Source organism: Hydrocarboniphaga sp. (assembly GCF_965279055.1).
GTDB lineage: Bacteria > Pseudomonadota > Gammaproteobacteria > Nevskiales > Nevskiaceae > Hydrocarboniphaga.
In genome coordinates this window covers 1,697,079-1,721,038 of sequence record NZ_OZ257125.1, presented here as the reverse complement: position 1 = coordinate 1,721,038, position 23,960 = coordinate 1,697,079, and the positions used below count along the sequence as shown (strand labels likewise).

Here is a 23,960-nt window from a genome sequence, read left to right as displayed (position 1 = left end):
ACCGCTCCCACAGTCGGGACGCGGCAAAGATAGCCTGATGATTTATCTAAGGCAAGATATTTTTCTTAACCGACACATCTAGATAGCGCCACTACCTCATGTGAAGTCTGGCGACGCCCGCATTTCGTTCAGGCGGCGGTCGAAATCTGCAGTTTGCGCCCCTCGCCCATCGGGATCAGCTGCAGATCCAGGTCAGCTTTCGGCATGCCGGCGCCACCTTTCTCCGGCCATTCGACCAGCCACAGCGTCTCCGACGGCGGATAGTCGTCGAGGCCGAGCTGCTCGATATCGGCGGCGTCGAGCCGGTACAGATCCATGTGCAGCACGCGCCGCTCGGGCAGCTCGTAAGGCTCCATCAGCGTGTAAGTCGGGCTGCGGATCGTGCCGGTGACGCCGAGCGCGCGCAGCAGCTCGCGGGCGAGTGTGGTCTTGCCGGCACCGAGCGTGCCGCGCAGATGGATCACCGCGCCGCGCTGGTCGCGCAGTGCCTCGGCGAGTTCGCGGCCGAAGGCCGCCGTGGCATCCGCGTCCGCCAGATAACGCTCGCCGCTTTTGATCGCCGCCAGGCTCATGGATTGACCACCGCGCGCAGGCTGTCGATCAGATCACCCGGCAGCAGGCCGCGCTCGCCCTGCTGCGCGGCCAGATCGCCGGCGCGCGCATGCGCTAGCACGCCGATGCGCGCCGCGGTTTCCGGCGGCAGTTGCTGCGCGATCAGCGCGCCGACGATGCCGGTCAGGGTGTCACCCATGCCGCCGGTGGCCATGCCCGGATTGCCATACGGGCAGACGGCAACGCCGCTGGCGCCGGCGATCAAGGTGCCGGCGCCTTTGAGCACGGCGCTGCCGCCGTAGCGATCGGCCAGCGCGCGCGCCGCCTTGAGCCGATCGGCTTCGATCGTCTTCACATCGCGACCGAGCAGCCGAGCCGCCTCGCCGGGATGCGGCGTCAGCACCCAGTTGTCGCGGCGGGTCGGCGTCTGTGCCAGCAGGTTCAGCGCATCGGCGTCGACCACCAGCGGCAGCCTGGTTTCGAGCGCAGCTCTCCACATCGCGCGGCCCCAGTCGTGCTGGCCCAGGCCGGGACCAATCGCGATCACGCTGGCTTTTTTCAGCAGCGGCTGCAGCGCGCCCGCATCGTCGACGCCACGGAACATCGCCTCGGGCTGCGCGGCGGCGAGCACGCCGGCGTGTTCGCCACGCGTCGCCACCGCGACCAGGCCGGCACCGCTGCGCAGCGCCGCGCGCGCCGCCAGCAAGATCGCGCCGGCAAAACCGCTGTCGCCACCGATCAACAGCACGTAGCCATTGCCGCCCTTGTGCGCGCCGCGTGCGCGCTTCGGCAACGCGCTGCGCAGTTCGCTGGCGTCGAGCAGATGCGCCAATGATTCGATGTCCGCATCCGCGTCGATGCCGAGCGAGTCGAACACGCGCTCGCCGGCGTGATCCGGCCCTTGTGCGGTGTACAGGCCGAATTTGCGGCCGATGAAACTCACCGTCAGATCGGCGCGCACCGCCTGCGCCAGCGGCTGGCCGGTGTCGGCATGCAGGCCGCTGGGCAAGTCGACCGCGAGCACCCAGGCGCGGCTGCTGCGTATTTCGGCGATCGCCACCGCGGCCGCATGCACCGGCGCCCGCGACAGGCCGGTGCCGTAGAGCGCGTCGACGATCAGGCCGGCGCCGTCGAGCACGCCGGGCGCATAGGGATGCACCGTGCCGAGCTGCCGCCACGCGGCGCAGGCCAGCGCCGCCTCGCTTCCCGGCCTGGGCTCGCCGACCGCCCAGACGCGCACTTCAACGCCATCGTTCTTCGCCAGCGAGGCGATCGCGTAGCCGTCGCCGCCGTTGTTGCCGGGACCGCAGACGATGTCGATGCGCGCGGCGTCGGGTTTGCGTTCACGCAGTTCGCGCCAGGCCGCTACGGCGGCACGCTGCATCAGCGCATAGCCGGCGCTGGTCTGGCCGGCTACCGCACGGCGGTCGATCTCGCGCACCTGCGCCGCGCCGTACAATGGACGCAAATGTGGGCGCGCGTTCTGGCTCCTTTGTTCGATGGCAGCTTCGCTCACGGCAGCGACCTCACGATTCCATGCCTCAACACTCTCGCCGCACATGATAGCCGCGGATTCCCTGCCCACCCTGATCTTGGCGATTCGCGACTGGGCGCGTGAACTCGGCTTCGCCGATGCCGGTGTCGCGCATCTGGATCTGGGCGCGGATCTGGCGCATCTGCAGGGCTGGCTGGCGCGCGGCGAACACGGCGGCATGGAGTACATGGCGCGCGATCCGGCGCAGCGCGCCGACCCGAGCCTGCTGCGGCCCGGCACCTTGAGCGTGATCAGCCTGCGCATGGATTACCGGGTGGATTCACTCGATGAAGCGCGCGCACACCTCGCCGATGGCGATGCCGCTTACATCGCGCGCTACGCACTCGGTCGTGACTACCACCGCACGATGCGCGGCCGCCTGCTCAAGCTCGGCAGAAAACTCGATGACGTGATCGGCCAGCACGGCTATCGCGTGCTCACCGACAGCGCGCCGGCGCTGGAAAAAGCATTGGCGCGCAACGCGCGGCTCGGCTGGATCGGCAAGAACACGCTGCTGCTGAATCGCCAGGCCGGATCGCTGTTTTTTCTCGGTGAAATCTATACCGACCTGCTGCTGCCGCCGTCGGTGCTCGAGCCCGTCACCGATCTCTGCGGCAGTTGCAGCGCCTGCCTGACCATCTGCCCGACACAGGCTTTCACCGCGCCGTATCGGCTGGATGCGCGACGCTGCATTTCCTACCTGACCATCGAGCATCACGGCGCGATTCCGCTGGAACTGCGGCCGCTGATCGGCAATCGCATTTTCGGCTGCGACGACTGCCAGCTGGTGTGCCCCTGGAACCGCTATGCGCGGCTCAGCAGCGAGCCGGATTTCGCGCCCCGCAATGGACTCGACTCGGCCAAGCTGATCGAGCTGTTCGCGTGGAGCGAGGCGCAGTGGCTTGCGAAGACCGAAGGCATGGCGCTGCGCCGCGCCGGCTATCCGCGCTGGCTGCGCAATATCGCGGTGGCGCTGGGCAATGCGCCGCGCAGCGCGGCGACGGTGGCGGCGCTGAATGCGCGGCGGGCTTTCGACGATGAGGTGGTGCGCGAGCATGTGCTCTGGGCTTTGGAGCGGCAGTTGAGTTGAGCGGTCGCGGGCAAGCCCGCTCCTACAACAGCGCTTTTGTTGTAGGAGCGGGCTTGCCCGCGACGAATACCGCGCTGCACTACCTGCAAACCGCGTCGCCAGCCGCCGCCAGCTCCATCGCGGACTTGCGGGTGTCGGCAATCGTCGCCGCCAGCGCCGGCGGCAGCTCCGCGATCTGGTCCAGCGCCGCGAGCGCATCCGCGCGACAGCCGCGCTCAATGCGCACCTGCGCCAGATTGTTCAGCGCCGTCGCACTCGGATCGATCGCGACCGCCGCATCCAGCGCTTTTTCCGCGCCGGACAAATCCTTCTGTCCGTAACGCGCATTCGCCAGCGCCTGCCAGACCAGCGCGTCACCGGGCCAGCGTGTCGCGGCGGATTCGTAGGCGGCCAGAGCGCGCTCGTTCTGCTTCAGCGCTTCCAGCGGTGCGACCGCGGCGATCCAGTCGCGCGCGGTCACCGCGGCCGGCGGCGGCGCCAGCGGATCGGCAATCACCACGGCCCAGCGGCCGCCCAGATCCCAGGTCTGCAGAAAGCGTGCGAGCGACAGGCGCTCGCGCTTTTTCGGCCCGGAACGCAGGATGATTTCGTTGTCGTCTGCATTCCAGCCGACGACCACCGCGTAGTGCCAGGCCGGCAGGCTCTTCAGCCCGAGATTCTGCAGCAGCAGCACCGGCTTGTTTTCGCTCAAGGGCGACAGCAGCGCCTCGAGCCGCGGCTCCAGTGCGACAGCAATGCGCTGATGAGTGCGCACGGCGGCGACGATTTCGGATTGCAAACTGCCTTCGCGGCCCGGGATATAGATCTCGTCGGCGAGCGCTTCGGGAGTCACTTCCACCTGATCGGCATTCAACACGGTTGCCAGCGCTGCCGGCCCGCATTGATGGATTTCCTGCGGAAAAAACGGGGTTTGCGTGAGTTCCAGCCGCGGCTGTGCAGTGACTGGCGCCAGCGGTAGCTTGTTCAATCGCGGTGTCATCGCGCAGCCGCTGGCGAGCAGCACGCAGCCAAACAAAACGGCGAGCCCGAAGGCTCGCCGTGCTGGCATCAACCGCGATGACTCACTCTTCAAAAGCTCGAAAACACGTGGGTGACGCCGACCAGCTCGAGCACGATCAGGATCAGGAACACCACGCCCAGCACGATCAGGAAATCGCCGCCGGCCGGCTGCTGGTCGATCTTCATCGACAGCTGTTCGAGTTCGGCATCGCTGAGTTGGGCGACACGCGCGTCGGCCATCTCGGATGCGACGCCCCACTTCACCAGCTGATCCTTGACGTCGGCACGGGCCAGAAAGCCCTGCACCTGCGCGACGCGGGCTTCACGCATCTGGCCGGCATCGGTCGCCACCATCTGCTCGGTGGTGATCATCGCCGCGTTCGCCGGCACCCACGACGACACGGCGAGCATCGCCGTAACGACGACACCGCTGACCAAACTTCCAAGTTTCGTTCTGTTGCCCATTGAACACTCCCTTGTAAATCGCTGGCTGGAAACCTCAACAAATCCTAGCTCGCCGTGTTCGGTAAGTACAACTATTTCTTGTAGATCAGTAGGTTAAGCTCTTGTTCAGTAATTGCCGCGTGGATGCATCAAGCAAAACTTCCTCGCCGTTCATGGCCTTGAGCACGGTTTGCGCGAGGCTCTTGCCGAGTTCGACGCCCCATTGATCAAAAGCATTGATGTCCCACATCAACGACAGCACGAACGTGCGGTGCTCGTACAGCGCCATCAGCGCGCCGAGGTGATAAGGGTCGAGCTGTTGCACCAGCAGGGTGCTGCTCGGCCGGTTGCCCGGAAACACGCGATGCGGAATCGCCGCCTCCAGCGCCTCACCCGAGAGCTTGCCTGCAAGCTCGGCGCGTACCTCGTCCGCGCTCTTGCCACGCATCAGCGCCGCGCTCTGCGCCAGGCAATTGGCAATCAGCATCTGCTGCTGCTCGGGCCAGGGATGCGTCGCGCGCACCGGCAGAATGAAATCCACCGGATGCACGTCGCTGCCCTGATGCAGCATTTGAAAGAACGCGTGCTGGCCATTGGTACCGACATCACCCCACAAGGCCGGCGTCGTCGTCACCGTCACCGGCGAGCCGTCGCGATGCACGCGCTTGCCGTTGGATTCCATTTCCAGCTGCTGCAGCCAGTGCACGAAATGCTCGAGCTTCTGCGCATACGCCGCGACGACCTGCGTAGGAGCCTTCAGGAAGTTGCGGTTCCACAAGGCGATCAGTGCCATCAGCAGCGGCAGGTTCGAAGCAGGTGATGCGTCGCGAAAATGCCGGTCCATCGCATGCGCGCCGTCCAGCCATTCGCGAAAACGCTGCGGGCCGAGGCTGATCATCAGGGACAGGCCAACCGCCGACCACACCGAATAGCGGCCACCGACCCAGTCCCAGAATTCGAACATGCGCGCGGGGTCGATGCCGAAGCGTTTGACCTCGGCGGCATTGGTCGACACCGCGATGAAATGCTTCTCGACCGCGTGCTCGCCGAGCGCGCGTACCAGCCAGCGCCGCGCCGCATTGGCATTGGCCATCGTCTCCAGCGTGGTGAAGGTCTTGGAGGTGACGATGATCAGGGTGCTGGCCGGCTCCAGCGGCGCCAGCACCGAGTTCAGCTGCGCGCCGTCGACGTTGGCGACGTAGTGCGTGCGCGGGCCGTCGCAGAAATCCACCAGCGCCTCGTTGACCATGCGCGGCCCCAGATCCGAGCCGCCGATGCCGATGTTGACGATGTCGGTGAAGCGCTCGCCTGTGGCACTGCGATGGCGGCCGTCGCGGACCTTGCTCGCAAAGTCGGCCATGTGGTCGAGCACGCGATGCACGTCGGCGTCGATGTCCTGGCCGTCGACGATCGCCGTACGGTAGCCCCGGGGCGCACGCAGCGCGGTGTGCAGCACGGCGCGATTCTCGGTGTGATTGATGTGCTCGCCGGCGAGCATCGCGGCCAGGCGACCGCCGACGTCTTGCTGCACCGCGAGTTGCTGCAGCGCCGCCATCACCGCGGCGTCGATGCTCTGCTTGGAAAAGTCCAGATAGATGCCGCAGGCGTCGGCAGCAAAAGTCGACGCACGCTCGGCGTCGGCGTCGAACAGGGCCGTCAGGGTTTGGCTGTTGAAGGCGTCGGCGAGGGCGGCCAGTTTCTGCCAGGCGGGCGTCTGAGTCAGCGGCATGGGATGGGCTTGGATGGAGTCAGCCAAGCTTAGCCGGGTTTTCTGGATTATCGAGGCCCATCCGAAAAAAACCCTGGCCCCGGTCCGTGCCTGCTGGCTGCCGTCGGAAACGAAGCCCCGGGTTTCACCCGGGCTACAACCAGTGGTAATTGAAGCTGATGCTGATGCGTTCGGCGGAGACCGGGTTCGGCGGCACTTCGTGGCGCAGCCAGCTTTCGAACAGGATCAGCTCGCCGGCCCTGGCCGCATACGTGATGTGGGCGCGCTGCTCGGGCGCAACCTCGGCGCTGCGCGGCGGCGCCGCCATCATCATCGCAAGACGCGGGTCCTCGAACTTCAGGCCTGGCGTGCCGCGCGGTGTCTTCAGGTAATAGGTGCCGCTGACCGCCGCCTGCGGGTGCAGGTGAAACGAGTGCGCGGTGCCGCGCGGCATGATATTGAGCCAGCAGTCGGTCATTTCCAGGCTGCGGCCACCGAGTTCCCAGTGCTGGGTCTGGGCGAAGCGCTGGACATGCCGGTCGAGCCGGCGACGCAGCTGATCGAAAGTCGACGAGAACTGTTGCAGCCGGTCCATCGAACCGTAGCTGGTGTAGCCGCCGTGGTAGTGCTTCAGCGACCAGCTGAGGCCGGCGCGATCGAACTCGCGCAGCTGCGCGGCCTCTTTCAGCAGCTCGCGGTTCAATGCCAGAGCGCCGCTGCCCGAGGACAGCGGCGCCCGGTAGATCAGCGTCGGGAACCAGGCCTGGACGCGGCTGGCGCCGCGCCCGGCGGCGCGCTTCAAGCCGCCTGGACCGGGATCGTGTTGGTCGTGCGCACGACGCGGTTGGTCTCGTCGCAATAGACCAGACGCGGCTTGAACACGCGGGCGGCGCCTTCTTCCATCTCGCCGTAGGCGCAGATGATCACGCGGTCGCCGACGCGAGCCTTGTGGGCCGCAGCGCCGTTGACCGAGATGATGCCGGAGCCGGCCTCGGCGCGGATCGCGTAGGTCGTGAAGCGCTCGCCGTTGTTGATGTTATAGATCTGGATCTGCTCGAACTCGAGCAACCCCGCCAGGTCCAGCAGGCGGGAATCAATCGCACAGGATCCGTCGTAGTCGAGCTCGGCGTGCGTGACACGTGCACGATGGAGCTTGCACTTGAGCATCGTCAGTTGCATGGTTTTTAGTCCAACTGGCTTGCGATTCCGAGGTGGCCCACCAAGACATGCACCTGGAGATCAAGTTTGCGGCGGAAGCGGGCGGCCCAAAAAGACATGCACCCGGGCGACGGTCAATTGACTAAGAAGTCAGGTGCCGGAACCGGCCGCGAGTGTAGCCGCACGTAACCGGGCCGGCAACCATTTTGTAATATGCAAATACGGGTGGCGGACGACCGGTCGCAAACCCCCGATCGGCCCCGCTTTCGGGACCCGGATCGGGCATTGATTCAGAGGCTGATTTCGAGGTTGTCGATCAGCCGCGTCCGCCCCAGGTGGGCGGCAACCAGGAGTACCCAGGCGCTGGCGTCGGCGCGTGGCGCGCCGAGGTCGTCGGCGTCGCGGATCACCAGGTACTGCGGCTTGAAGCCCTGATGCTCCAGTACCCGCCTGGCTTCTTCTTCCAGCCCCTGGAAATCCCGCGAGCCGCTGCGCAGACGCTGCGCGACCGCCGACAGCGCGCGGTACAGACCCGGCGCCAGCGAGCGCTCGTGCGGGTCCAGGTACTGGTTGCGCGAGGACATCGCCAGGCCGTCGGGCTCGCGCCGTGTCGGCACCCCGACGATCTGCAGCGGCATGTGCAGTTCGGCGACCATGCGCCGCACCACCAGAAATTGCTGGTAGTCCTTGCGGCCGAACAGCGCGAAATCCGGCTGCACGATATGGAAAAGGATGCTGACGACGGTCGCCACGCCCTCGAAGAAACCGGGCCGGAACTCGCCTTCCAGCAGCTTCGAAATGCCCGGCACCGACACCTGCGCGATATTGTTGCGACCGCGCGGATACATCTCGTCGACGCTGGGCGCGAACACCAGGTCGCAGCCGGCCGGATCGAGCTTGGCGCAGTCGTCCGGCAAGGTGCGCGGATAACGGTCGAAGTCCTCGTTGGGCCCGAACTGCAGCGGGTTGACGAAGATGCTGGCGACAACGCGGTCGGCCTTGGCGCGCGCCTCGGCCACCAGGTCCAGATGGCCCGAGTGAAGATTACCCATGGTCGCGACGAAGGCGACGCTCTCGCCCTTGGCGCGCCAGGCGGCGACTTCGCGGCGGACTTCGGCAACCGTGTGGACCAGGCGCATGCGCTGTGTTCTCGTCCTTATTCCGTCGCGATCAGGAGCCGAAGCTGTGCTCGGGCGCCGGATAGGCGCCCGACTTCACTTCCGCGACATAGGCGCGGAACGCCGACTCGATGTCCGGCGCGCCCTGCATGAAATTCTTGACGAAGCGCGGCGTGCGGCCGAGCGTGACCATCGGCGAGATGTGCAGGATGTCGTGCATCACCAGGATCTGGCCGTCGACCGCCGGACCGGCGCCGATGCCGATCACCGGCACCGGACTGGCCTGGGTGATGCGCCGCGCCAGTTCCGACGGAATGCATTCCAGCAGCAGCATGTCGGCGCCGGCCTCGGCCAGCACGTGCGCGTCGTGAATCATCGCCTCGGCAGCGGCCTCGTCGCGGCCCTGCACCTTGAATGCGCCCATCTTGTGCACGAACTGCGGCTGCAGGCCCAGATGCGCGCACACCGGCACGCCGCGCACCGCCAGATATTCGACGATGCTCGCCTGCTCCCTGCCGCCTTCGAGCTTGACCATCTTGGCGCCGCCTTCCTGCATCAGCCGCTGCGAGGAATCGAGCGCGCGATCCAGCGTCGCATAGGAGAGGAACGGCAGATCGGCGACCAGGAAGGCGCGCTTGAGGTGCGGCGCGACGCAGCGCGCGTGATAGACAATGTCGGACACCGTCACCGGCGTCGTCGTGTTGCCGCCGTGCAGCACCATGCCCAGCGAGTCGCCGATCAGCATGAAGTCGACGCCGGCGCGGTCCTGGACCATCGCGAAGCTGGCGTCGTAGCAGGTCAGGCTGGCGATCTTCTCGCCGCGCGCGCGCATCGCCCGCAACTCGGCGATGTTCACCGGCTTCAGAGTTTTTTCGGAATCCATGGGCTTACTCCAGGCCGGGGTTGTCAAAGCGCGCGGACTATACCTATACCCAAGAGCCAGCCGCCAGCCGCTGGCGCGGCGCCTCCCCGGCCAGCGCGTCGAGCAACAGCTCGTAGTGGCTCTCGTCACCGAGCAGATCCAGGCTTTCGGTGTCGACCTCGATCAGCCTGGCGCCGCGAGGCGCGACGAACAGACGGCCGTAGGCATCGCTCAGGCTCGCCAGATATTCCGGGTCGATACCGCGCTCGTAGTCGCGGCCACGCTGCTCGATTCTGTGCAGCAGCACCGGCAGCGGCGCCTGCAGGTGGATCACGCAATCAGGCTGCGGCACGTCCATCGCCAGGCGCTCGAAAACCCGCAGATACAGCTCGAAATCGACGCGCGACAAGGTCAGCTCGGCAAACAGCCGGTCCTTGTCGAACAGGAAATCCGCGACCCAGTTCTGCTCGAACAGATCGCCCTGCTGCAACTCCTCGACCTGCCCGGCGCGCTGCATCAGAAACGTCAGCTGCGTCGGCAGCGCGACCCGCGCCGGGTCGCGATAAAAGCGCGGCAGAAAGGGATTGGCCTCAGGCTTTTCCAGCAAAAGACGCGCATTCAGGCTCTGCGACAGCCGCTGCGCCAGCGTGGTCTTGCCGACGCCGATCGTGCCTTCTATGGCGATGTACATTGCCTGCTGGGTCGCCCCGCCCTGCGTATTCGCCAGACCCACGCGCTGAGCTCAGATCGGCCACATCGACAGATCGTCGCGCGGGATGCGGGCTGCCAGTTCGGCAACGGCGCCGACCCCGGGAATCCGCAGCTGCGGCGCGATTTCCGCCAGCGGCGCCAGCACGAAGTTGCGCTGCGCGATGCCCGGATGCGGCAGCCGCAAGCCGGCCGTGGCCGAACTCACGCCTTCCACATGCAGCAGGTCCAGATCGATGCGCCGCGGCCCCCAGTGCTCGCCGCCGCGCACGCGGCCGGCCTGGCGCTCGATCTCCAGCAGCTGGCTCATCAGCATCGAAGGCGCGATGCCGCACTCGACCACGCAGACCGCGTTGCAGTATTCCGGCTGCTCCGGCGGGCCCATCGGCGGCGAGCGGTACAGGCTGGACACCGCGAGCACGCGAATGCCGGCAATGCGCCCGATCGCATCCAGCGCCGCGCGTATCTGCGCCGCGGGATCGTCGAGATTGCTGCCGAGCCCGACATAGGCAAACGGCTTCGCAGCCGGCTGGGCCATCGTCATCGCGCCACCTGATGCCACCTGGGCCGGCAGCTTATTACGAGGGATCGCTCGCGGTCGCGGGACTGTCGTCGGCTTCGGCATCCTCGTCACCGCCGGCGGCGTCGCCGGCGCCCGGCCCGCGACGATTGCGCCCGCCACGACGACGACGGCGCTTGCGCGGCGGCGCGGTTTCGGAGGCGGTGCCTTCGACCAGCAGATCCTCCGACGACAGGTCCGGCGGCTGCGGCAGATCGCCGCCCTTCTGCGCCTCGGTCCACCAGGCGGCCAGCTCGGCCAGCGCCGGGTTGCCGGAGCTTTCGCCGCGCACCAGCAGGAAGTCGTAGGCGGCGCGGAACTTGGGGTGCGTCATCAGGCGGCGCGCGCGTGTCGACGCGGTCTGCTCGAAGCGCGGCTGCAGATCCCAGATGTCGCGCATCGGCAGCGAAAAGCGTTTCGGAATCGCGACGCAGGCGATGGTCCGCGCGATCACTTCTTCGCCGGCCTGCTGGATCGCCGGGAACGGCTCGCAGCCCTGCTCGGTGCGCAGCTGAGCGGCGCGTGCTTCCACCGCCGGCCACAGCAGCGAGGCATACAGGAAAGCGGGGCTGACCGGCAGGCCGGCCTGCATGCGCTGCGCGGTGCTGCGCAGCGCGGCGTTGACGAACTTCAGCGCATCCGGCCGCGCCAGGTGCGGGTCCAGCACCGGGAACAGCTGGCGGAACAGGCCGTAGACGCGCATGCCGTAAAGATTGTCTTCGGCTTCCTTCGACAGCAGCAGCTTCAGCACCTCGTCGAACAGGCGCGCGGCCGGAATCTCGCGCAGCAGCGGCGCCAACCGCGCGATCGGCGCGGCGGTGGCTTCGTCGATGCGAAAGTGCAGCTTGTTGGCGATACGGATCGCGCGCAGCATGCGCACCGGGTCTTCGCGATAGCGCAGCTCGGGGTCGCCGATCAGACGGATCACGCCGGACTTCATGTCCTCGACGCCGGTGGTGAAGTCGACGATCGAGTAGTCGCGGATGTCGTAATACAGCGCGTTGACGGTGAAGTCGCGCCGGATCGCGTCCTCCTCCAGCGTGCCGTAGACGTTGTCGGACAGGATGCGCCCGGTCTCGTCGCGCTTGTGCAGATCGGTGATTGCGCCGCGGAACGTCGTGGTCTCGACGATCTCCTCGCCGAAGCGCACATGGCAGATCACGAAGCGCCGCCCGACCAGCCGGCACGAGCGGAACAGCGGCTTGACCTGCTCCGGATGCGCGTTGGTGGCGACGTCGAAATCCTTGGGCTCGATCCCGGCCAGCAGGTCGCGTACGCCGCCGCCGACCATGTAGGCCTCGTAGCCGGCGTCTTTCAGGGTATAGAGCGTCTTCAGCGTGCCGCTCGAAATCATCGAACGGGAAACATTGTGCTCGGCGCGGGGAATGCGTCTGGGTGAGATCAAAAAAAACTTCCGTCTGGTACAGCGCGGGTTGGTCGTGGCGTTTACTTGATTATTGGCGTGGACCGCATTGCCGGGCGGCGACGCATCCGTATAATACGCGACTCGCAGCTGTGCTCCTATCGTCTAGAGGCCTAGGACGGGGCCCTCTCAAGGCCTAAACCCCGGTTCGAATCCGGGTAGGAGCGCCAATTATCGATTCATTGGCGTGCAATACAGTCCAGTGGATGCGGCATGAGCCCGGTCAATCCGGGCTTTTTTGTGCGCGCCGGTCCAGCGGGTCCCTTTACAGCCAGGGCTTCCGGGAAGTGTGAAGGGGAGCGGCTACTCCCTCGCTGATTTTTTCACCAGCGCCCCCCGATGCGCCGCCGGCCAAGACCCGAAATCAAGCCGCCAGCCACTGCAACACCTCGTCGACTCGCCGCTCCCAGCCCGGCTCGGCCAGCATCCAGTGCGCATGCCCGGCATATTCGCGGAACTCCAGCCGCTGCGGACCATACCAGCGCGCCATCGCCCGGCTGACGCCGATCGGGATGATGTGGTCGCGCGCGCCGCTCAGCGCCAGCATCGGCGCGGTGATGCGCTCGCGATCCACCCGATTGCTACGCGCCAGATTCAGCGAGCCGAAGCCGAGCTGATACAGCGCGCGGCCGGACTCCGGTATCAGGCGCTCATACATTGCATCCCGCTGCGACGGCTGCAGGCCGTTGAGGAACAGGTGGCCGGCCTCCCGGCGCGACGGCAGGAACGAGCGCGCATAAAGATTCGGCCGCAGAAAGTGCCGGATCACACCCGGCAGCATCACCGGCCGCAGCGGGAACACCGGCGCCGGCGTGGCGCTGCAGATCAGCACCGCGGCCGCGACCGGCAGGCGCGCCGCGAGCAGCTGCGTGATCAGGCCGCCCATCGAGTGGCCGATGACCACCGCCGGCTCCGGCAAGCCGCGCAGCAGCGGCTCGACGGACGCGACGTATTCACCGATGCCCAGGCCATCCGCGGCGCCTCGCGGTGCGCCGGGCTCGTGACCCGGCAGCGTTACCGCGTGGCAGACATAACCGGCCCGTTCAAAGCAGGCAATCCAGTCCTGCCAGACCCAGGGCTGGCTCCACATGCCGTGGACGAACACCGCCTGGCGTGACGCCCGGCGTGGAACAGGGCGCGCGTCCATCAGCTCGCCAGCTTGTAGATCGCCTTGCGCGTGGTCGCGCCGGGTGCTTCGCCGATGTCGATGCCGGCTTTTTTCAGCTCGCCGCGCAGATCCTTGCGCAGGCCGTGATAGTCGACCTCGGTGGAATGGCGCGCGCCACCCTCGAACTGGAAATGCGGATGCTCGATCTCGTACTGGATCGCCGCGCGCAGATCGGCCGGGCGCTGGTAGCGGCCGACGATTTCGGCACAGGCCAGCCGCGCTTGCATGTCCGCCATCGGCCAGATGCAACCCAGCGGCTGGAACAGGCCGATAAAGTACAGATCCTGATAGTCCGGGTGCAGCATCTTGCGATACAGCGGCACTTTCTCGGCGTGCTTGAACGACACCAGCTTTTCGTCGAAGAACGGGAAGCTGATCCAGAACCCGGTGCAGGCGCAGACGATGTCGAAAGCTTCGCGCGTGCCGTCGACGAATTCGACTTCATCTCCGGCGAGCCGCTTGATCGCCGGCCGCGGCTTGATGCGGCCGTGGCGGATGAAGTCCAGCAAATCCGAATTCAAGGTCGGATGCTGGCTGAAAGCCGGCTTGGTGTTGACCGGCAGACCGTAGCGCTTGTACGAACCCTGGAGCATCTTCAGCAGGCTGGTCAGCGCGAACTGCTTGATCCCGGTCGGCAACCACGAGGTGCGCGACGCGAACACGTCCACCGGCAGGCCGAACATGAACTTGGGCATGAACCACTGCGGGCTGCGCATCGACAGGCACACCTTGCCGGCGATGCGCGCCGATTCCACCGCGACGTCGCAGGCCGAATTGCCGCCGCCGATCACCAGCACGTTCTTGCCGCGCCAGTCCTCGTTGACGCCCTTGAAGTCGTGGCTGTGCATCAGCCGGCCGTTGAACCGGCCTTCGTACTCCGGATATTTCGGATCCCAGTGATGGCCGTTGCAGACCATCAGCACGTCGAAATGATCCCGATGTTCGGTGCCGCTTTCGTCGTGCCAGCGCACGTCCCAGCCGCCGCCTGCGCCACGCGTGACCTCGTCGACCACGGTGTTGAAGCGGATCTTGTCGTAGACCTTGAAATGCTTGGAGTAGCTTTCGAAATAGGCCTGCAGCTGCCGGTGGTTCGGATAATCCGGATAGTGATCCGGCATCGGGAAGTCTTCGTACTCCGACCAGATCTTCGAGCTGATGATGTGCGTGTTTTCGTAAACGCTGGAGTGGCCGGTCTTGGAATTGAACACCCAGTTGCCGCCGACCTTGTCGTTCTTCTCGAACACGACGAAGTCCAGCCCCGACGCCGCGCAGTTCTTGGCCGCTGCGATGCCGCTGGGGCCGGCGCCGATCACACAGACACGCTTGCTCATGCCGCTCTCCTGCTACTTCGTCCTCTCTGTCCGGGACGGTGGTACGATTCCGACATATGTCGGCTCTCGGTGAAAACTAACTTATGTCGGATTCAGCGGTCAAGGCGCCGCCGGCGCGTTCGCGCAGCCCGATGCAGGAGCGCTCCCAGCAGCGCGTCGCCGCGGCGATCGAAGCCGCCGAGCGGATGATCGAGGCGCGTGGCCCGGAAGAAACCTCGATCCCGGAAATCGCCAAGGAATCCGGCGTGCCGCGCGCCAGCCTGTACCAGTTCTTCCCGACCAAGTACGTGCTGTTCGCGCATCTGGCCGAGCGCCATCTCCAGCAGGTGACATTGCGCGTGCAGGCCGCCGCGCAAAAAAGCGGGCCACAGCCGTGGCGCAAGCTGATCGTGCTGCTGGTCGACGCCGCGGCCGACTACTACGACGCGACGCCGGTCGCCAGCCAGCTGATCCTCGGCGGCCCGATGAGCCGCAGCGCCTACCTGGCGCAGGAGGTGACGATCGAACACATCGGCCACGCGGTGCGGGCACTGATGAAGAGCGCGCCCGACGCCCTCGTGCTACCCAAGCAGCCCGATGTGGCGACCTTGTGCGTGGAGATCGCGTTCACCTGCATGAAGTACGGCTACTACCGCGAAGGCCGGCTGAGCAAGGCCACGCGCCGGGAAGCGGTGCGTGCGACGACGGCGTATCTGGCAACCTTCGTATAGCAGGCCGGAAAAGCGGCGGCTCATGCCCTGCCGGCTTTTCAGACGATGATCGACGAACGCCGGCTCAAGCGCGTGCCCACCATCGCCGTCAGCGCTTCATCGTCGCACCACAGTCGCACGCTGGAACGCGCACGCGTCACGGCGGTGTAGAGCAACTGGCGATTCAGGCCACGCGGCAGCGAGCCGTCGACGACGACATCCACCGCGTCGAATTCCGACCCTTGAGATTTGTGCACGGTCAGTGCGAACGCGGTATCGACCGCGCTGAGCCGACCGGGTGCGAAAGCGCGCAGCCCGGCATCGCCGGCGAAATGCACCAGCAAGCGGCCGGATTCGTCCGGCAGCGCGACGCCGATGTCGCCGTTGTACAACTGCAGCGCGTAATCGTTGCCGGTGATCATCACCGCGCGGCCCGCGTACCAGTGCGCCGACGCACCGGCCGCCGGCAATGCGCGGCGCAACTGCAAGGCGATATGCCGCGCGAGTGCCTCGCTGCCGTAGCTGCCGGACCGCGTCGCGCACAGCACGCGGTAGCGATCGAAAGCGCGCAGCACGTCGGACGGCGACGCGCCGCCGTTCACCGCGTCCAGATAGTTCTCGTAGCCCTGCGCGAGGCTCGCGGCGAGTGCGGCCGGCGACGGCAGCGCGGCCTGCCAGCGCGGCCCGGCTTCGGCCGACAGGCTGCCGCGAACCTGCGCGATGTCGCCCGCATTGATCGCCGTCGCCAGCGCCGCGATCCCGCTACCGGCATCGAAGCGATATGCGTGGGTCAGCCATACCACGGCGTCGGTGAGCGAAGAAGACCTTGCGACCATGCTCGCCGCAACCTGCTCGCCGCTGAGCGCGGCCAGTGTCGCGCACCACGCGGCGTCGCGTTCGCTGCGCGCCGACAATTCTGCGTAGACCGCGCCGGCTTCCACCGAGGCGAGCTGATCCTTGTCGCCGAGCAGGATCAGCCGCGCCGTCGGCAGCAGCGCATCGACCAGTTTCGCCGCCAGCGCCAGATCGATCATCGAGGCCTCGTCGACGACGATCAGGTCGTAAGGCAGCGGATGCGCGGCGTCGTGACGGAAGCCGACGCGGCCCGGCCGCACGCCGAGCAGACGGTGCAAGGTATAGGCCTGCGCCGGCAGCCGCGCGACGATGTCGTCGGCGAGCTGCATGCGCGACAGCTGTGCCTGGATCGAGGATTTCAGCCTAGCGGCGGCCTTGCCGGTCGGCGCGGCGATCGCGATGCGCAGCGGCTGCACCGCATCGCCGTGCAGGCTCAAAGCCGCCGCGAGGATGCGCACCACCGTCGTGGTCTTGCCGGTGCCGGGGCCGCCGGAAATCACGCACAGATGCCGCGTCAGCGCGGTCGCGGCCGCGACCTTCTGCCAGTTCGGCGTCACCGCCGCATCGCCGGCAAACAGCGCATCGAGCTGCGCACGCACCGCGTCGGACTGCTGGCCTTCGACCGGCCGGTTCAGCGCAAGCAGGCGCGTCGCCAGCAGGCGCTCATAGCGCCAGTAGCGATACAGATAAAGAAGCCGGCCCTGCAGCACCAGCGGCGTCGGCTGGCTGCCGTCACCGACCACCGGGCTGCGCTGCAGCGCGCCGAGATCGATCCCGATGCCGTCGTCGGCGAGCAAGGCCAGATCGGCGCCGGCATGGCCTTCCTGCACCGCGATACTCGCCTGGCGCGCCGCCAGATAGATGTCGTCGCGATCGCCCGCCGCCCCGCCCTGCTCTTCGTGCACCGACGCGACTGCCGCGGCGAAGCTCGCCGCGAATGCGGCGGCCGCATCGTCGATGCCCGGCGGCGGCAGCGGCAGGCGCAGATCGGCCAGGCTCATGCCGCCACCGCGGTATTGCCTGCGATCAGGCCGTCGATCGCCTCGATCAGCTCCAGCGACGGTCGCGTCGCGTAAACACCACGGCCCTGCGCATCCATGCCGCGCAAGAACAGATAGAACACGCCGCCGAAATGGCGCTGGTAGTCGTAGCCGGCGACGCGCCATTTCAGCCAGCGGTGCAGCGCGACCACGTACAGCATGTACTGCAGATGGTAGTCGCCCTCGTCCATGCCGCTGGCCAGCGCCGCCGCGTCGTAGTCCTCGATGCGCCCGCCCAGCCAGTTCGATTTGTAGTCGGCGACGTACCAGCGGCCACGATGCTCGAATACCAGGTCGACGAAGCCGCGCAGATAGCCTTCGACGCGCTGCGCCGCCAGCGGTGTCACCACCAGCGAGTGCTGCGCGGCGATGCCGCTGATCCGCGACGGATCGAGCCCGCGCAGCGGCAGATGGAAGGCCAGCTCGATCAGCGAGCGTTTCGGATCGACCGCGGCCAGGCTCAAGATTTCGCCGCTGGCCGGACATTGCAGCGGCGTCGCGACGACCTCGGCGAACCATTCGCCGAGCTGCGGCGCCCACTCCGCCGGCTGGCCGTTGGCGCGCAGCTGCGTCTCGATCGCCGGCGTCCAGCTTGCCGATGGCGCGGACGCGTCGATGTTTTCCAGCACCGCATGCAGACAGGTGCCGGGCGCCGCGCCGCGTGGAAACGCAAAGCGGCCGCCGCCCGGCACAAGCGGTGCCGATGGCAGGCTTTCGATGTGCTGATCGTGATCCGGCAGCGCTTCGGCGGCGGATTCATCGATCTGCCGCGACAGCGCGGTGTAGCTGGTCACGCTCAGGCCGGGTGGCAGCGGCCGACGCAGTTCGCGCGCGGCCAGCTTCAGCCCGGTGTCGGCAGCTGCCGCGACGGCTTGCGGCTCCACCGCATTCTCGACGCGGATCGTGCCCTGCGAGGCGGCCTGCAGCGAGGCCAGCGCCTCCATCAGCGGCTCGCCGCCGCCGTTCAGCAGCGTGCCGACCGCGGACAGCGCCAGACCGGTGAAGTCGCCGGTGAACAGATAGCAACGGTTCTTCGCACGCGTCAGTGCAACGTAAGCAAGGCGCAGGTCTTCGGCCTGGGACTCGTCGTTCGCCGCCTGGATCACCGCCTGCGGATCGATTGGATCACCGGCGACACGCAGCTCGTGCGGCGGCTCGGGGTCGTGATGCGCGATCAGGTCGCTGCCGGCAAAACGATCCTTGCCGGACCACTGGAACGGCAGAAACACCACCGGATATTCCAGGCCCTTGCTCGCATGCACAGTCAGCAACTGCACCAGCGCGGCATCGCTTTCCAGGCGCAGCTGCGATTCCTCGGCCCTGGATTCGGCCGCGTCGCGGCGGCTCTGGCCGAGCCAGCGCAGCTGCGCGTCGGCGCCATGCAGCCGATGCTGCTGGTTCTGCAGCAGCTCGGCGAGATGGAACAGATTGGTCAGCCGGCGCTCGCCGTCGCTGTGCGCGGCGAGCCGCGCGATCACGTCGCGGCGGCGCAACAGCTCGCGCAACATGCGCATGAAACCGCGGTCGCGCCACAACAGCCGGTAGTGATCGAACTCGGCCAGCAGCTGGTCCCAGGCACCTTCCTGCTGCTCCAGCTCCAGCACCTTGGGCAGGCTCCAGCCGAGAAAGCGGCCCAGCAGCGCGGCTTTCAGGCCGCCACTGCGATGCGGCGCGGCGACGGCGGCCAGCAGGCGCTCGAGTTCCTCGGCCTCGTCGCTGGCGAACACGTTGTCGCTGGCCTGCTCGGCGCTGCCGACGCCGAGCCGCGCGAGTTCGCGGCGCAGCCTGCGCGCCTGATAGTGACCGCGCACCAGCACCGCGATATCGCCGGCGCGCAACGGCCGGCCGTCATAAGTGATCTCGCCCAGCGCGGCACCGCGCAGCAGCCGTGCGATCTCGGCGGCGGTGGTCGCAGCTGCCCAGGTTTCGCCCTTGCCCTTGGCCAGCGGCACGCCCGGCGACGACATCGCCAACAGCCGCAGCGGCGCGTCTTCGGCAACGCCGTTCTCGATCAGCGCCGGCTTGCGGCGCGGCGACGCGACCACCGGCTGATAGCGGATCGACGCATGCCGGAACGGATCGGCGACGCGGCCGTACAGGCAGTTCAAAGCCTCGACATAGGGCGCGACCGAGCGCTGGTTCTCCACCAGGTCATGGCGCTCGCTGCACGCGGCCTGCGCGGCAAGATAGGCATAGATGTCGGCACCGCGAAAGCTGTAGATCGCCTGCTTCGGATCGCCGACCAGGAACGCGCAGAGCGGCTCGCCGGCACCGATACCGACCGCCCAGATGCGCCGCACGATGTCCCATTGCAGCGGATCGGTGTCCTGGAATTCGTCGATCATCGCGGCCGGATAACGCTGGCGCAGCTCCGCCGCCAGCAGCTCGCCGTCGCTGCCGCTCAGCGCCTGCTGCAAGCGCGACAGCAGATCATCGTAGGACTGCTCGCCGCGCGCCTGCATGCGCAGCGGCAGCTCGCTGCGCAGCCAGGCCAGCAGCTCCAGCCGCAACCCGCGCCAGGTTCGGGCAAATACCTCCAGCAGCGCATCGCCGCCGGCGCGCAGCGCCTCGAGCGTATCGAAGAACGCATGTGTCGGCGGATCGCCGCTGCAGCGTTCGATCAGGCCGGCGCGCAGGAACGACTCGGCTTTTTTCGGCAGCACGATTTCCAGCTCGGTCGCGAAATATTCCTCGAGCGCATCGAGGCGCTTGGCCACATCGCCTGCCTTGTAGCTGGCGCGCTTCAGCGCGGGATGTTTGGCCAGCAGCTCGACGATCGCCTGGCGCTCGTCGCGCAGTACCGTCGCGGCCTGCTCGCGCAGACCGAAGAACGCCTGCGCCGCCTGCTGCAGATCGGCAACCTCGTCGATCGGCAGGATGTTCAGCCGCGGCTTCGACGCCAGGCTAGCGGCCCAGCGCGACAGGCTGTCGACCGACACGTCGCGCGAGTCCAGCCAGCCGAGGAACAGGCGCTCGCCGAGCGCGCGTTCCGCATGGGCCGGCGCGATACGCCGGCGCCAGAAATCGAGCACGATCTCGCGGCGCAGCTCACCGATGTCCGGCACGATTTCGCTGTCGAAGCTGACGCCGCTGGAGAACGCCCGGTCCGACAGCACGCGCTGGCAGAAGCCGTGAATCGTGTAGATCGCGGCCTCGTCGACGCCGCGCAGTGCCGTCACCAGGCGACGCCGCGCGAGTGCTGCGTCCGGCAACTGCGCCTGCAGCGCGCGACAGAAATCGTCGCCGTCGCCGCGGCCTTCGAGCAGATCGAGCATCTGCTGCAGGCGCGCGCGAATGCGGTCACGCAGCTCGGCGGTCGCCGCCTTGGTGAAGGTCACGGTCAGGATGCCGTCGCTGGCCAGGCCGCGCTCGATCACCAGGCGCAGATACAGGCCGGACAAGGTCCAGGTCTTGCCGGTGCCCGCGCTGGCCTCGATCAGGCGCAGTCCCTGCAGCGGCGCAGTCAGTGCGACCGGCGCGCTCATGCGTCGATCACTGCAGCCAGTATCGGCGCGAACACGCGCAATGCCAGCGCCGGCAGCGCATCCGGCAGCGGCTCGCGCAGGCCGCGGTAGTACATGCGGCAGTATTCGTTCTCGGCTTCGCCGCGGCCGCTGAAGCTGTCGCCCTGCCAGACCTTGAGGATCCTGTCCGGCTTCTGCGGCTCGAGCACTGCGGCCAGCGCGGTCTTCGGCATGAATTCCAGCGGCGCCTGCAGGCCCTGCCAGTACAGCTCCAGCAGATCGAGCAAGCGCGCGCCCGCATCGTCGACCGTGCCGAGCACGGCGACACTCCTCTTGCCATCGTCACCGGTGCGCAGCCGCGTGACCGGCGCGACGCCGGCGGGCCGCAGCAGGCACAGCAGCAGATGCCGCGGCCAGGCTTCGATCCAGTCGTGCGCGCTGATCTGCGAGCCGTAGCGCGGCCGGTATAGCCCGTCGGCGGACAGGCCATCGAGCACGCCGCTCAGGGTGTAGGCACCGATGCGACATTCGAACGGCAGCGGCGCGACGGCCGGGCCGCGCTCGGCAAGCACGACGCGCGCGAAGCCCAGTGCCGGCGTCACCGCCTGGTTCAGCAGGTGCTCGCCCCAGCGACCGTGCGGCACGTCGGTGCCGGCGCGCATCTTGGCGACGATGGCGCCGGCGTCGTGACCGGCCAGCGCCAGGTCGAGCAGGCGCCGTTCGAAATCCCAGCGCGGCTCCGGCAGTGTCAGCGGCTCTTCGCTGGACAGCTCCTCTTCGCCTTCGTCGATGCGGATGCCGAGACGGTCGCGCAGAAAAAACCGATAAGGATTGCGCAGGCAGCCGATCAGCTGATCCAGCCGCAGTACTCTGGCCTCATCGCCCGGCGGCGGCAGCGTCGTGCCGGCGAGCAGGTCACCGCGCGCATCCTCGCGCCGCGAGCCGCGCGCGATCTGCAAAGCCGCTTCACGATAGTCGCGCGCATAGCTCTGCGAAGCGCCCGGCACGAAATGCCGCGGCGCGAACGGCTGCAGCGGATGCTCGATCAGCAGCGCCTTGCGCACGGCGTCGGGGCCGCCCTGCGTGTAGCGGCCCAGATAATCGAGCAGCTCAGAGATCAGCACCGACGGCGGCAGCTCGGCGTTGTCGCGAATGCTGCGGCCGGTGTAGCTCAGATAGAACACCTCGCGCGCCGCCAGCAGCGCGTCGAGAAATGCACCGCGATCGTCCTGGCCGCGCGAGCGGTCGCCGCGACGCGGATGACGCGCGACCAGATCGAATTCGCTGGTCGAGGGATTGCGCGGAAATACGCCGCCGTCGAGGCCGATCACGCAGACCACGCGATACGGCAGGCCGCGCAGTGGACCGATGCCGGTGAAGGTCACGCCACCGCCCGGCACGCCGCCCGGGCTGCTGCCGGCGAGCCGCGTCTTCAGCAGGCTTTGCATCACGTCCAGCGACACCGCCTCGCGCTGCCCGGCGAGCGCGGCATCGTCGCGCAGATCCGACAGCAGGCTGCGCAGGCGCTGCGCGTCGGACTCGTCTTCGTCCAGCGGCGACAGCTGCTCCTCCAGCATGCGCGCGAGCCGATCGCACCAGGACGCGACGCTGCGCGGCGCGCTGAAATCGCGGCGCAGTCCGACCAGATCAGCGAGCGCGCGCAGCAGCTTGCCGGCGACCACGGCCTGCGAGCCTTCGATCTCCTCGTAGACCTCGATGCCGGCGATCAGCTGCTCGCCGCCGCTGGGTGCGGCGTAGCCGAGCAGCAGGCGCATCAGCCCGTCGAGCCAGCTGTGCCGCGCTTCGGCCGACAGACCCAGCGACACGCGATGCGCCGCGTCCAGGCCCCAGCGAATGCCGGCTTCGCCCAGCCACTGGCGGATCAGATCCAGATCGGCGGATTCGAGCGCATAGCGCTCGCGCACTGCCGGAATCTGCAGATGGTCGAACACTTCGGCCGCCTCGAAACGCGAGGCCGGCAGATGCAGCAGGGTGTCGAAAGCGCGCAGCAGCGGCGTCGCATCCGGCGCGGCGCGGCCGGTGATGCTGTAAGCCAGCCGATGCTCCTGCGACGCGGCGCCGAACACCGCGTCGATCAGCGGCGCCGCGTCGTCGACGCCAGGCAGCATCACCAGCACCTCCTGCGGTTTCAGGTCCGGAAGCGTGTCGAACAGCCGCAGCAGCTGGTCGTGCAGCACTTCGAGCTGCCGCGTCAGGCTATGGCAGGCGTGAATCTGCAGGCTGGGCTGCGATTGGATGCCCGCATCGAGCTGACTCGGATCGAGCGGCGCATCCGACAACGGCGCGAGTTCCAGCAGGCAGCGCTGCAATTTCGCCAGCAGGCTGCTGCTGCCCGGATCGACGAACATCGGCTGCTCGACGACGCCGGCCGCGTCCGACCGCGCCAGCACTTCGGCCAGATGATCGCGTGCTTCCAGTCCCCAGGACGCGAGCAGCGGATGCGCGACGTCGGCCGGCGGCGCTTCGTCACCGGCGAGCCTGGCCGCGGTGCGCTCCGACACCAGATCGCCCCAGTACTGACGGCAGGGATTGACCACGTACCATTCGACATCGGTATAGCGCGCCAGCTCGGTGATCGCCTGCACGTACTGCGGCGGCAGCGTCGGCAGCGCGAACAGCCGGATTTTTTTCGGCAGGCGCGTGCGCGCCATCATGTCGCCCTGCAACTTGGCGAACACCGCTTCGGCCGGATGCTGCAGCTCACGCAGCCCCGCATCTTCGACCAACCGCCGCCAAAGGCCGAGCTGCCAGCGTTCGGTCGCAATCGGCTGCAGGCCCAGCGTGCGGCCCGCGGCCCAGGATTGCAGCCATTCCGGGCGATACACCAGGTAGCGATCGAACACCTGCGCGAGCCGCTGCGCCAGTTCGATGCGGCCGCGCTCGCCGGCGCGTTCGATATAGGAACGCAGCGGCGCATACACCTCGCTCGCCGGCAGGCGGCCGAGCTGACCGTGCAGGCGCAGGCTCATCACCTTGGCGTCGAACGGCGAACGCCGCGGCACGCCTTCGAGCACGTCGGCAAACGTCTGCCAGACGAACTGCGCCGCGAACGAAAATTCCATCTGCGCGCACACCGTGAACACATCGGCGATGCGGTACTGCAGCCAGCGCGCGACGCCGAGGCTGGGCACGACGATGGACTCGCGCTCGAACGGCGACGCCGGCACCTCGAGCAGGCTGCGCATCAGCTCGCCCGCGAGCGGCTCCAGCCGGTTGCCGTGAACGATTTTCAGCATG

General features: G+C 67.5%; 19 protein-coding genes and 1 tRNA gene. 3 read left to right on the top strand and 17 right to left on the bottom strand.

Annotated features, from left to right (window positions below; translation table 11 throughout):
- Nucleotides 1–128 precede the first annotated feature (128 nt).
- Entirely contained in the window at nt 129–572 is a 444-nt protein-coding gene (gene tsaE, locus ACQZF9_RS07845; protein WP_428312685.1) for a tRNA (adenosine(37)-N6)-threonylcarbamoyltransferase complex ATPase subunit type 1 TsaE, read from the bottom strand.
- Nucleotides 569–2,068, bottom strand: coding sequence for an NAD(P)H-hydrate dehydratase (locus ACQZF9_RS07840; protein WP_428312684.1), 1,500 nt, complete (start codon nt 2,066–2,068; stop codon nt 569–571). Before ACQZF9_RS07840 ends, tsaE begins: the two co-directional genes overlap by 4 nt.
- A 43-nt stretch (nt 2,069–2,111) precedes the next feature.
- Here ACQZF9_RS07840 and queG point away from each other — a divergent pair, with 43 nt between their 5' ends.
- The gene (gene queG, locus ACQZF9_RS07835) at nt 2,112–3,176 is read left to right on the top strand and encodes a tRNA epoxyqueuosine(34) reductase QueG (RefSeq protein WP_428312683.1); all 1,065 of its coding nucleotides are present in this window, start codon (nt 2,112–2,114) and stop codon (nt 3,174–3,176) included.
- 79 nt (nt 3,177–3,255) lie between these two features.
- Here the strand turns inward: queG and ACQZF9_RS07830 are convergent, their stop codons facing one another.
- The 10 genes from ACQZF9_RS07830 to pcnB form a co-directional block, all read right to left on the bottom strand.
- Complete coding sequence (locus tag ACQZF9_RS07830; protein WP_428312682.1) at nt 3,256–4,143, bottom strand: PA2778 family cysteine peptidase; 888 nt, start codon at nt 4,141–4,143, stop codon at nt 3,256–3,258.
- A gap of 101 nt (nt 4,144–4,244) precedes the next feature.
- A complete protein-coding gene (locus ACQZF9_RS07825; protein WP_428312681.1) occupies nt 4,245–4,640 on the bottom strand; it encodes a PA2779 family protein in 396 nt (131 codons plus the stop codon).
- 85 nt (nt 4,641–4,725) lie between these two features.
- Nucleotides 4,726–6,348, bottom strand: a complete 1,623-nt coding sequence (pgi, locus tag ACQZF9_RS07820) for a glucose-6-phosphate isomerase (protein ID WP_428312680.1) — start codon at nt 6,346–6,348, stop codon at nt 4,726–4,728.
- A 133-nt stretch (nt 6,349–6,481) separates the two neighbouring features.
- On the bottom strand, nt 6,482–7,129 hold the full coding sequence (locus ACQZF9_RS07815) for a TIGR02466 family protein (RefSeq protein ID WP_428312679.1): 648 nt from the start codon (nt 7,127–7,129) through the stop codon (nt 6,482–6,484).
- Nucleotides 7,126–7,506: an aspartate 1-decarboxylase gene (gene panD, locus ACQZF9_RS07810; protein WP_299691201.1), complete on the bottom strand. Its 381-nt coding sequence runs from the start codon at nt 7,504–7,506 to the stop codon at nt 7,126–7,128. Before panD ends, ACQZF9_RS07815 begins: the two co-directional genes overlap by 4 nt.
- 269 nt (nt 7,507–7,775) lie before the next feature.
- Nucleotides 7,776–8,624 carry a pantoate--beta-alanine ligase gene (gene panC / locus ACQZF9_RS07805; protein ID WP_428312678.1) on the bottom strand — a complete coding sequence of 283 codons (849 nt, stop codon included), beginning with the start codon at nt 8,622–8,624 and terminating at the stop codon, nt 7,776–7,778.
- 31 nt (nt 8,625–8,655) lie between these two features.
- A complete protein-coding gene (gene panB, locus ACQZF9_RS07800; RefSeq protein ID WP_428312677.1) occupies nt 8,656–9,486 on the bottom strand; it encodes a 3-methyl-2-oxobutanoate hydroxymethyltransferase in 831 nt (276 codons plus the stop codon).
- Nucleotides 9,487–9,529: 43 nt separating this feature from the next.
- Nucleotides 9,530–10,198 carry a deoxynucleoside kinase gene (locus ACQZF9_RS07795; protein WP_428312676.1) on the bottom strand — a complete coding sequence of 223 codons (669 nt, stop codon included), beginning with the start codon at nt 10,196–10,198 and terminating at the stop codon, nt 9,530–9,532.
- 9 nt (nt 10,199–10,207) lie between these two features.
- Entirely contained in the window at nt 10,208–10,711 is a 504-nt protein-coding gene (folK, locus tag ACQZF9_RS07790; protein ID WP_428312675.1) for a 2-amino-4-hydroxy-6-hydroxymethyldihydropteridine diphosphokinase, read from the bottom strand.
- A gap of 40 nt (nt 10,712–10,751) precedes the next feature.
- On the bottom strand, nt 10,752–12,086 hold the full coding sequence (pcnB, locus tag ACQZF9_RS07785; RefSeq protein ID WP_428312674.1) for a polynucleotide adenylyltransferase PcnB: 1,335 nt from the start codon (nt 12,084–12,086) through the stop codon (nt 10,752–10,754).
- 163 nt (nt 12,087–12,249) lie between these two features.
- Here pcnB and ACQZF9_RS07780 point away from each other — a divergent pair.
- Nucleotides 12,250–12,325 (top strand) — tRNA-Glu (locus ACQZF9_RS07780).
- Nucleotides 12,326–12,519: 194 nt separating this feature from the next.
- On the opposite strand, the gene ACQZF9_RS07775 is transcribed toward ACQZF9_RS07780, so the two are convergent.
- Together ACQZF9_RS07775 and ACQZF9_RS07770 are read right to left on the bottom strand one after the other, a co-directional pair.
- Nucleotides 12,520–13,302, bottom strand: coding sequence for an alpha/beta hydrolase (locus ACQZF9_RS07775; RefSeq protein WP_428312673.1), 783 nt, complete (start codon nt 13,300–13,302; stop codon nt 12,520–12,522).
- On the bottom strand, nt 13,302–14,654 hold the full coding sequence (locus tag ACQZF9_RS07770) for a flavin-containing monooxygenase (RefSeq protein WP_428312672.1): 1,353 nt from the start codon (nt 14,652–14,654) through the stop codon (nt 13,302–13,304). Before ACQZF9_RS07770 ends, ACQZF9_RS07775 begins: the two co-directional genes overlap by 1 nt.
- Before the next feature lie 83 nt (nt 14,655–14,737).
- Between ACQZF9_RS07770 and ACQZF9_RS07765 the strand changes: the two genes are divergently transcribed.
- Nucleotides 14,738–15,364 carry a TetR family transcriptional regulator gene (locus ACQZF9_RS07765; protein ID WP_428312671.1) on the top strand — a complete coding sequence of 209 codons (627 nt, stop codon included), beginning with the start codon at nt 14,738–14,740 and terminating at the stop codon, nt 15,362–15,364.
- A gap of 38 nt (nt 15,365–15,402) precedes the next feature.
- Here the strand turns inward: ACQZF9_RS07765 and recD are convergent, their stop codons facing one another.
- From recD to recC, 3 genes are read right to left on the bottom strand one after another with little or no spacing between them, the layout of a single operon-like run.
- Nucleotides 15,403–17,199 carry an exodeoxyribonuclease V subunit alpha gene (recD, locus tag ACQZF9_RS07760; protein ID WP_428312670.1) on the bottom strand — a complete coding sequence of 599 codons (1,797 nt, stop codon included), beginning with the start codon at nt 17,197–17,199 and terminating at the stop codon, nt 15,403–15,405.
- On the bottom strand, nt 17,196–20,723 hold the full coding sequence (recB, locus tag ACQZF9_RS07755; protein ID WP_428312669.1) for an exodeoxyribonuclease V subunit beta: 3,528 nt from the start codon (nt 20,721–20,723) through the stop codon (nt 17,196–17,198). Before recB ends, recD begins: the two co-directional genes overlap by 4 nt.
- Nucleotides 20,720–23,959, bottom strand: coding sequence for an exodeoxyribonuclease V subunit gamma (gene recC / locus ACQZF9_RS07750; protein WP_428312668.1), 3,240 nt, complete (start codon nt 23,957–23,959; stop codon nt 20,720–20,722). The genes recB and recC overlap by 4 nt, the downstream gene beginning before the upstream one ends.
- Between the last annotated feature and the right edge of the window lies 1 nt (nt 23,960).

Excerpts from the sequence above, each read along its gene's own strand:
- recB (WP_428312669.1), bottom strand. The coding sequence starts at position 20,723 with ATGAGCGCGCCGGTCGCACTGACTGCGCCGCTGCAGGGACTGCGCCTG.
- panD (WP_299691201.1), bottom strand. The coding sequence starts at position 7,506 with ATGCAACTGACGATGCTCAAGTGCAAGCTCCATCGTGCACGTGTCACG.
- recC (WP_428312668.1), bottom strand. The coding sequence starts at position 23,959 with ATGCTGAAAATCGTTCACGGCAACCGGCTGGAGCCGCTCGCGGGCGAG.
- folK (WP_428312675.1), bottom strand. The coding sequence starts at position 10,711 with ATGGCCCAGCCGGCTGCGAAGCCGTTTGCCTATGTCGGGCTCGGCAGC.
- panB (WP_428312677.1), bottom strand. The coding sequence starts at position 9,486 with ATGGATTCCGAAAAAACTCTGAAGCCGGTGAACATCGCCGAGTTGCGG.
- ACQZF9_RS07775 (WP_428312673.1), bottom strand. The coding sequence starts at position 13,302 with ATGGACGCGCGCCCTGTTCCACGCCGGGCGTCACGCCAGGCGGTGTTC.
- pgi (WP_428312680.1), bottom strand. The coding sequence starts at position 6,348 with ATGCCGCTGACTCAGACGCCCGCCTGGCAGAAACTGGCCGCCCTCGCC.
- panC (WP_428312678.1), bottom strand. The coding sequence starts at position 8,624 with ATGCGCCTGGTCCACACGGTTGCCGAAGTCCGCCGCGAAGTCGCCGCC.
- ACQZF9_RS07765 (WP_428312671.1), top strand. The coding sequence starts at position 14,738 with ATGTCGGATTCAGCGGTCAAGGCGCCGCCGGCGCGTTCGCGCAGCCCG.
- tsaE (WP_428312685.1), bottom strand. The coding sequence starts at position 572 with ATGAGCCTGGCGGCGATCAAAAGCGGCGAGCGTTATCTGGCGGACGCG.
- recD (WP_428312670.1), bottom strand. The coding sequence starts at position 17,199 with ATGAGCCTGGCCGATCTGCGCCTGCCGCTGCCGCCGCCGGGCATCGAC.
- queG (WP_428312683.1), top strand. The coding sequence starts at position 2,112 with ATGATAGCCGCGGATTCCCTGCCCACCCTGATCTTGGCGATTCGCGAC.
- ACQZF9_RS07770 (WP_428312672.1), bottom strand. The coding sequence starts at position 14,654 with ATGAGCAAGCGTGTCTGTGTGATCGGCGCCGGCCCCAGCGGCATCGCA.
- ACQZF9_RS07825 (WP_428312681.1), bottom strand. The coding sequence starts at position 4,640 with ATGGGCAACAGAACGAAACTTGGAAGTTTGGTCAGCGGTGTCGTCGTT.
- pcnB (WP_428312674.1), bottom strand. The coding sequence starts at position 12,086 with ATGATTTCGAGCGGCACGCTGAAGACGCTCTATACCCTGAAAGACGCC.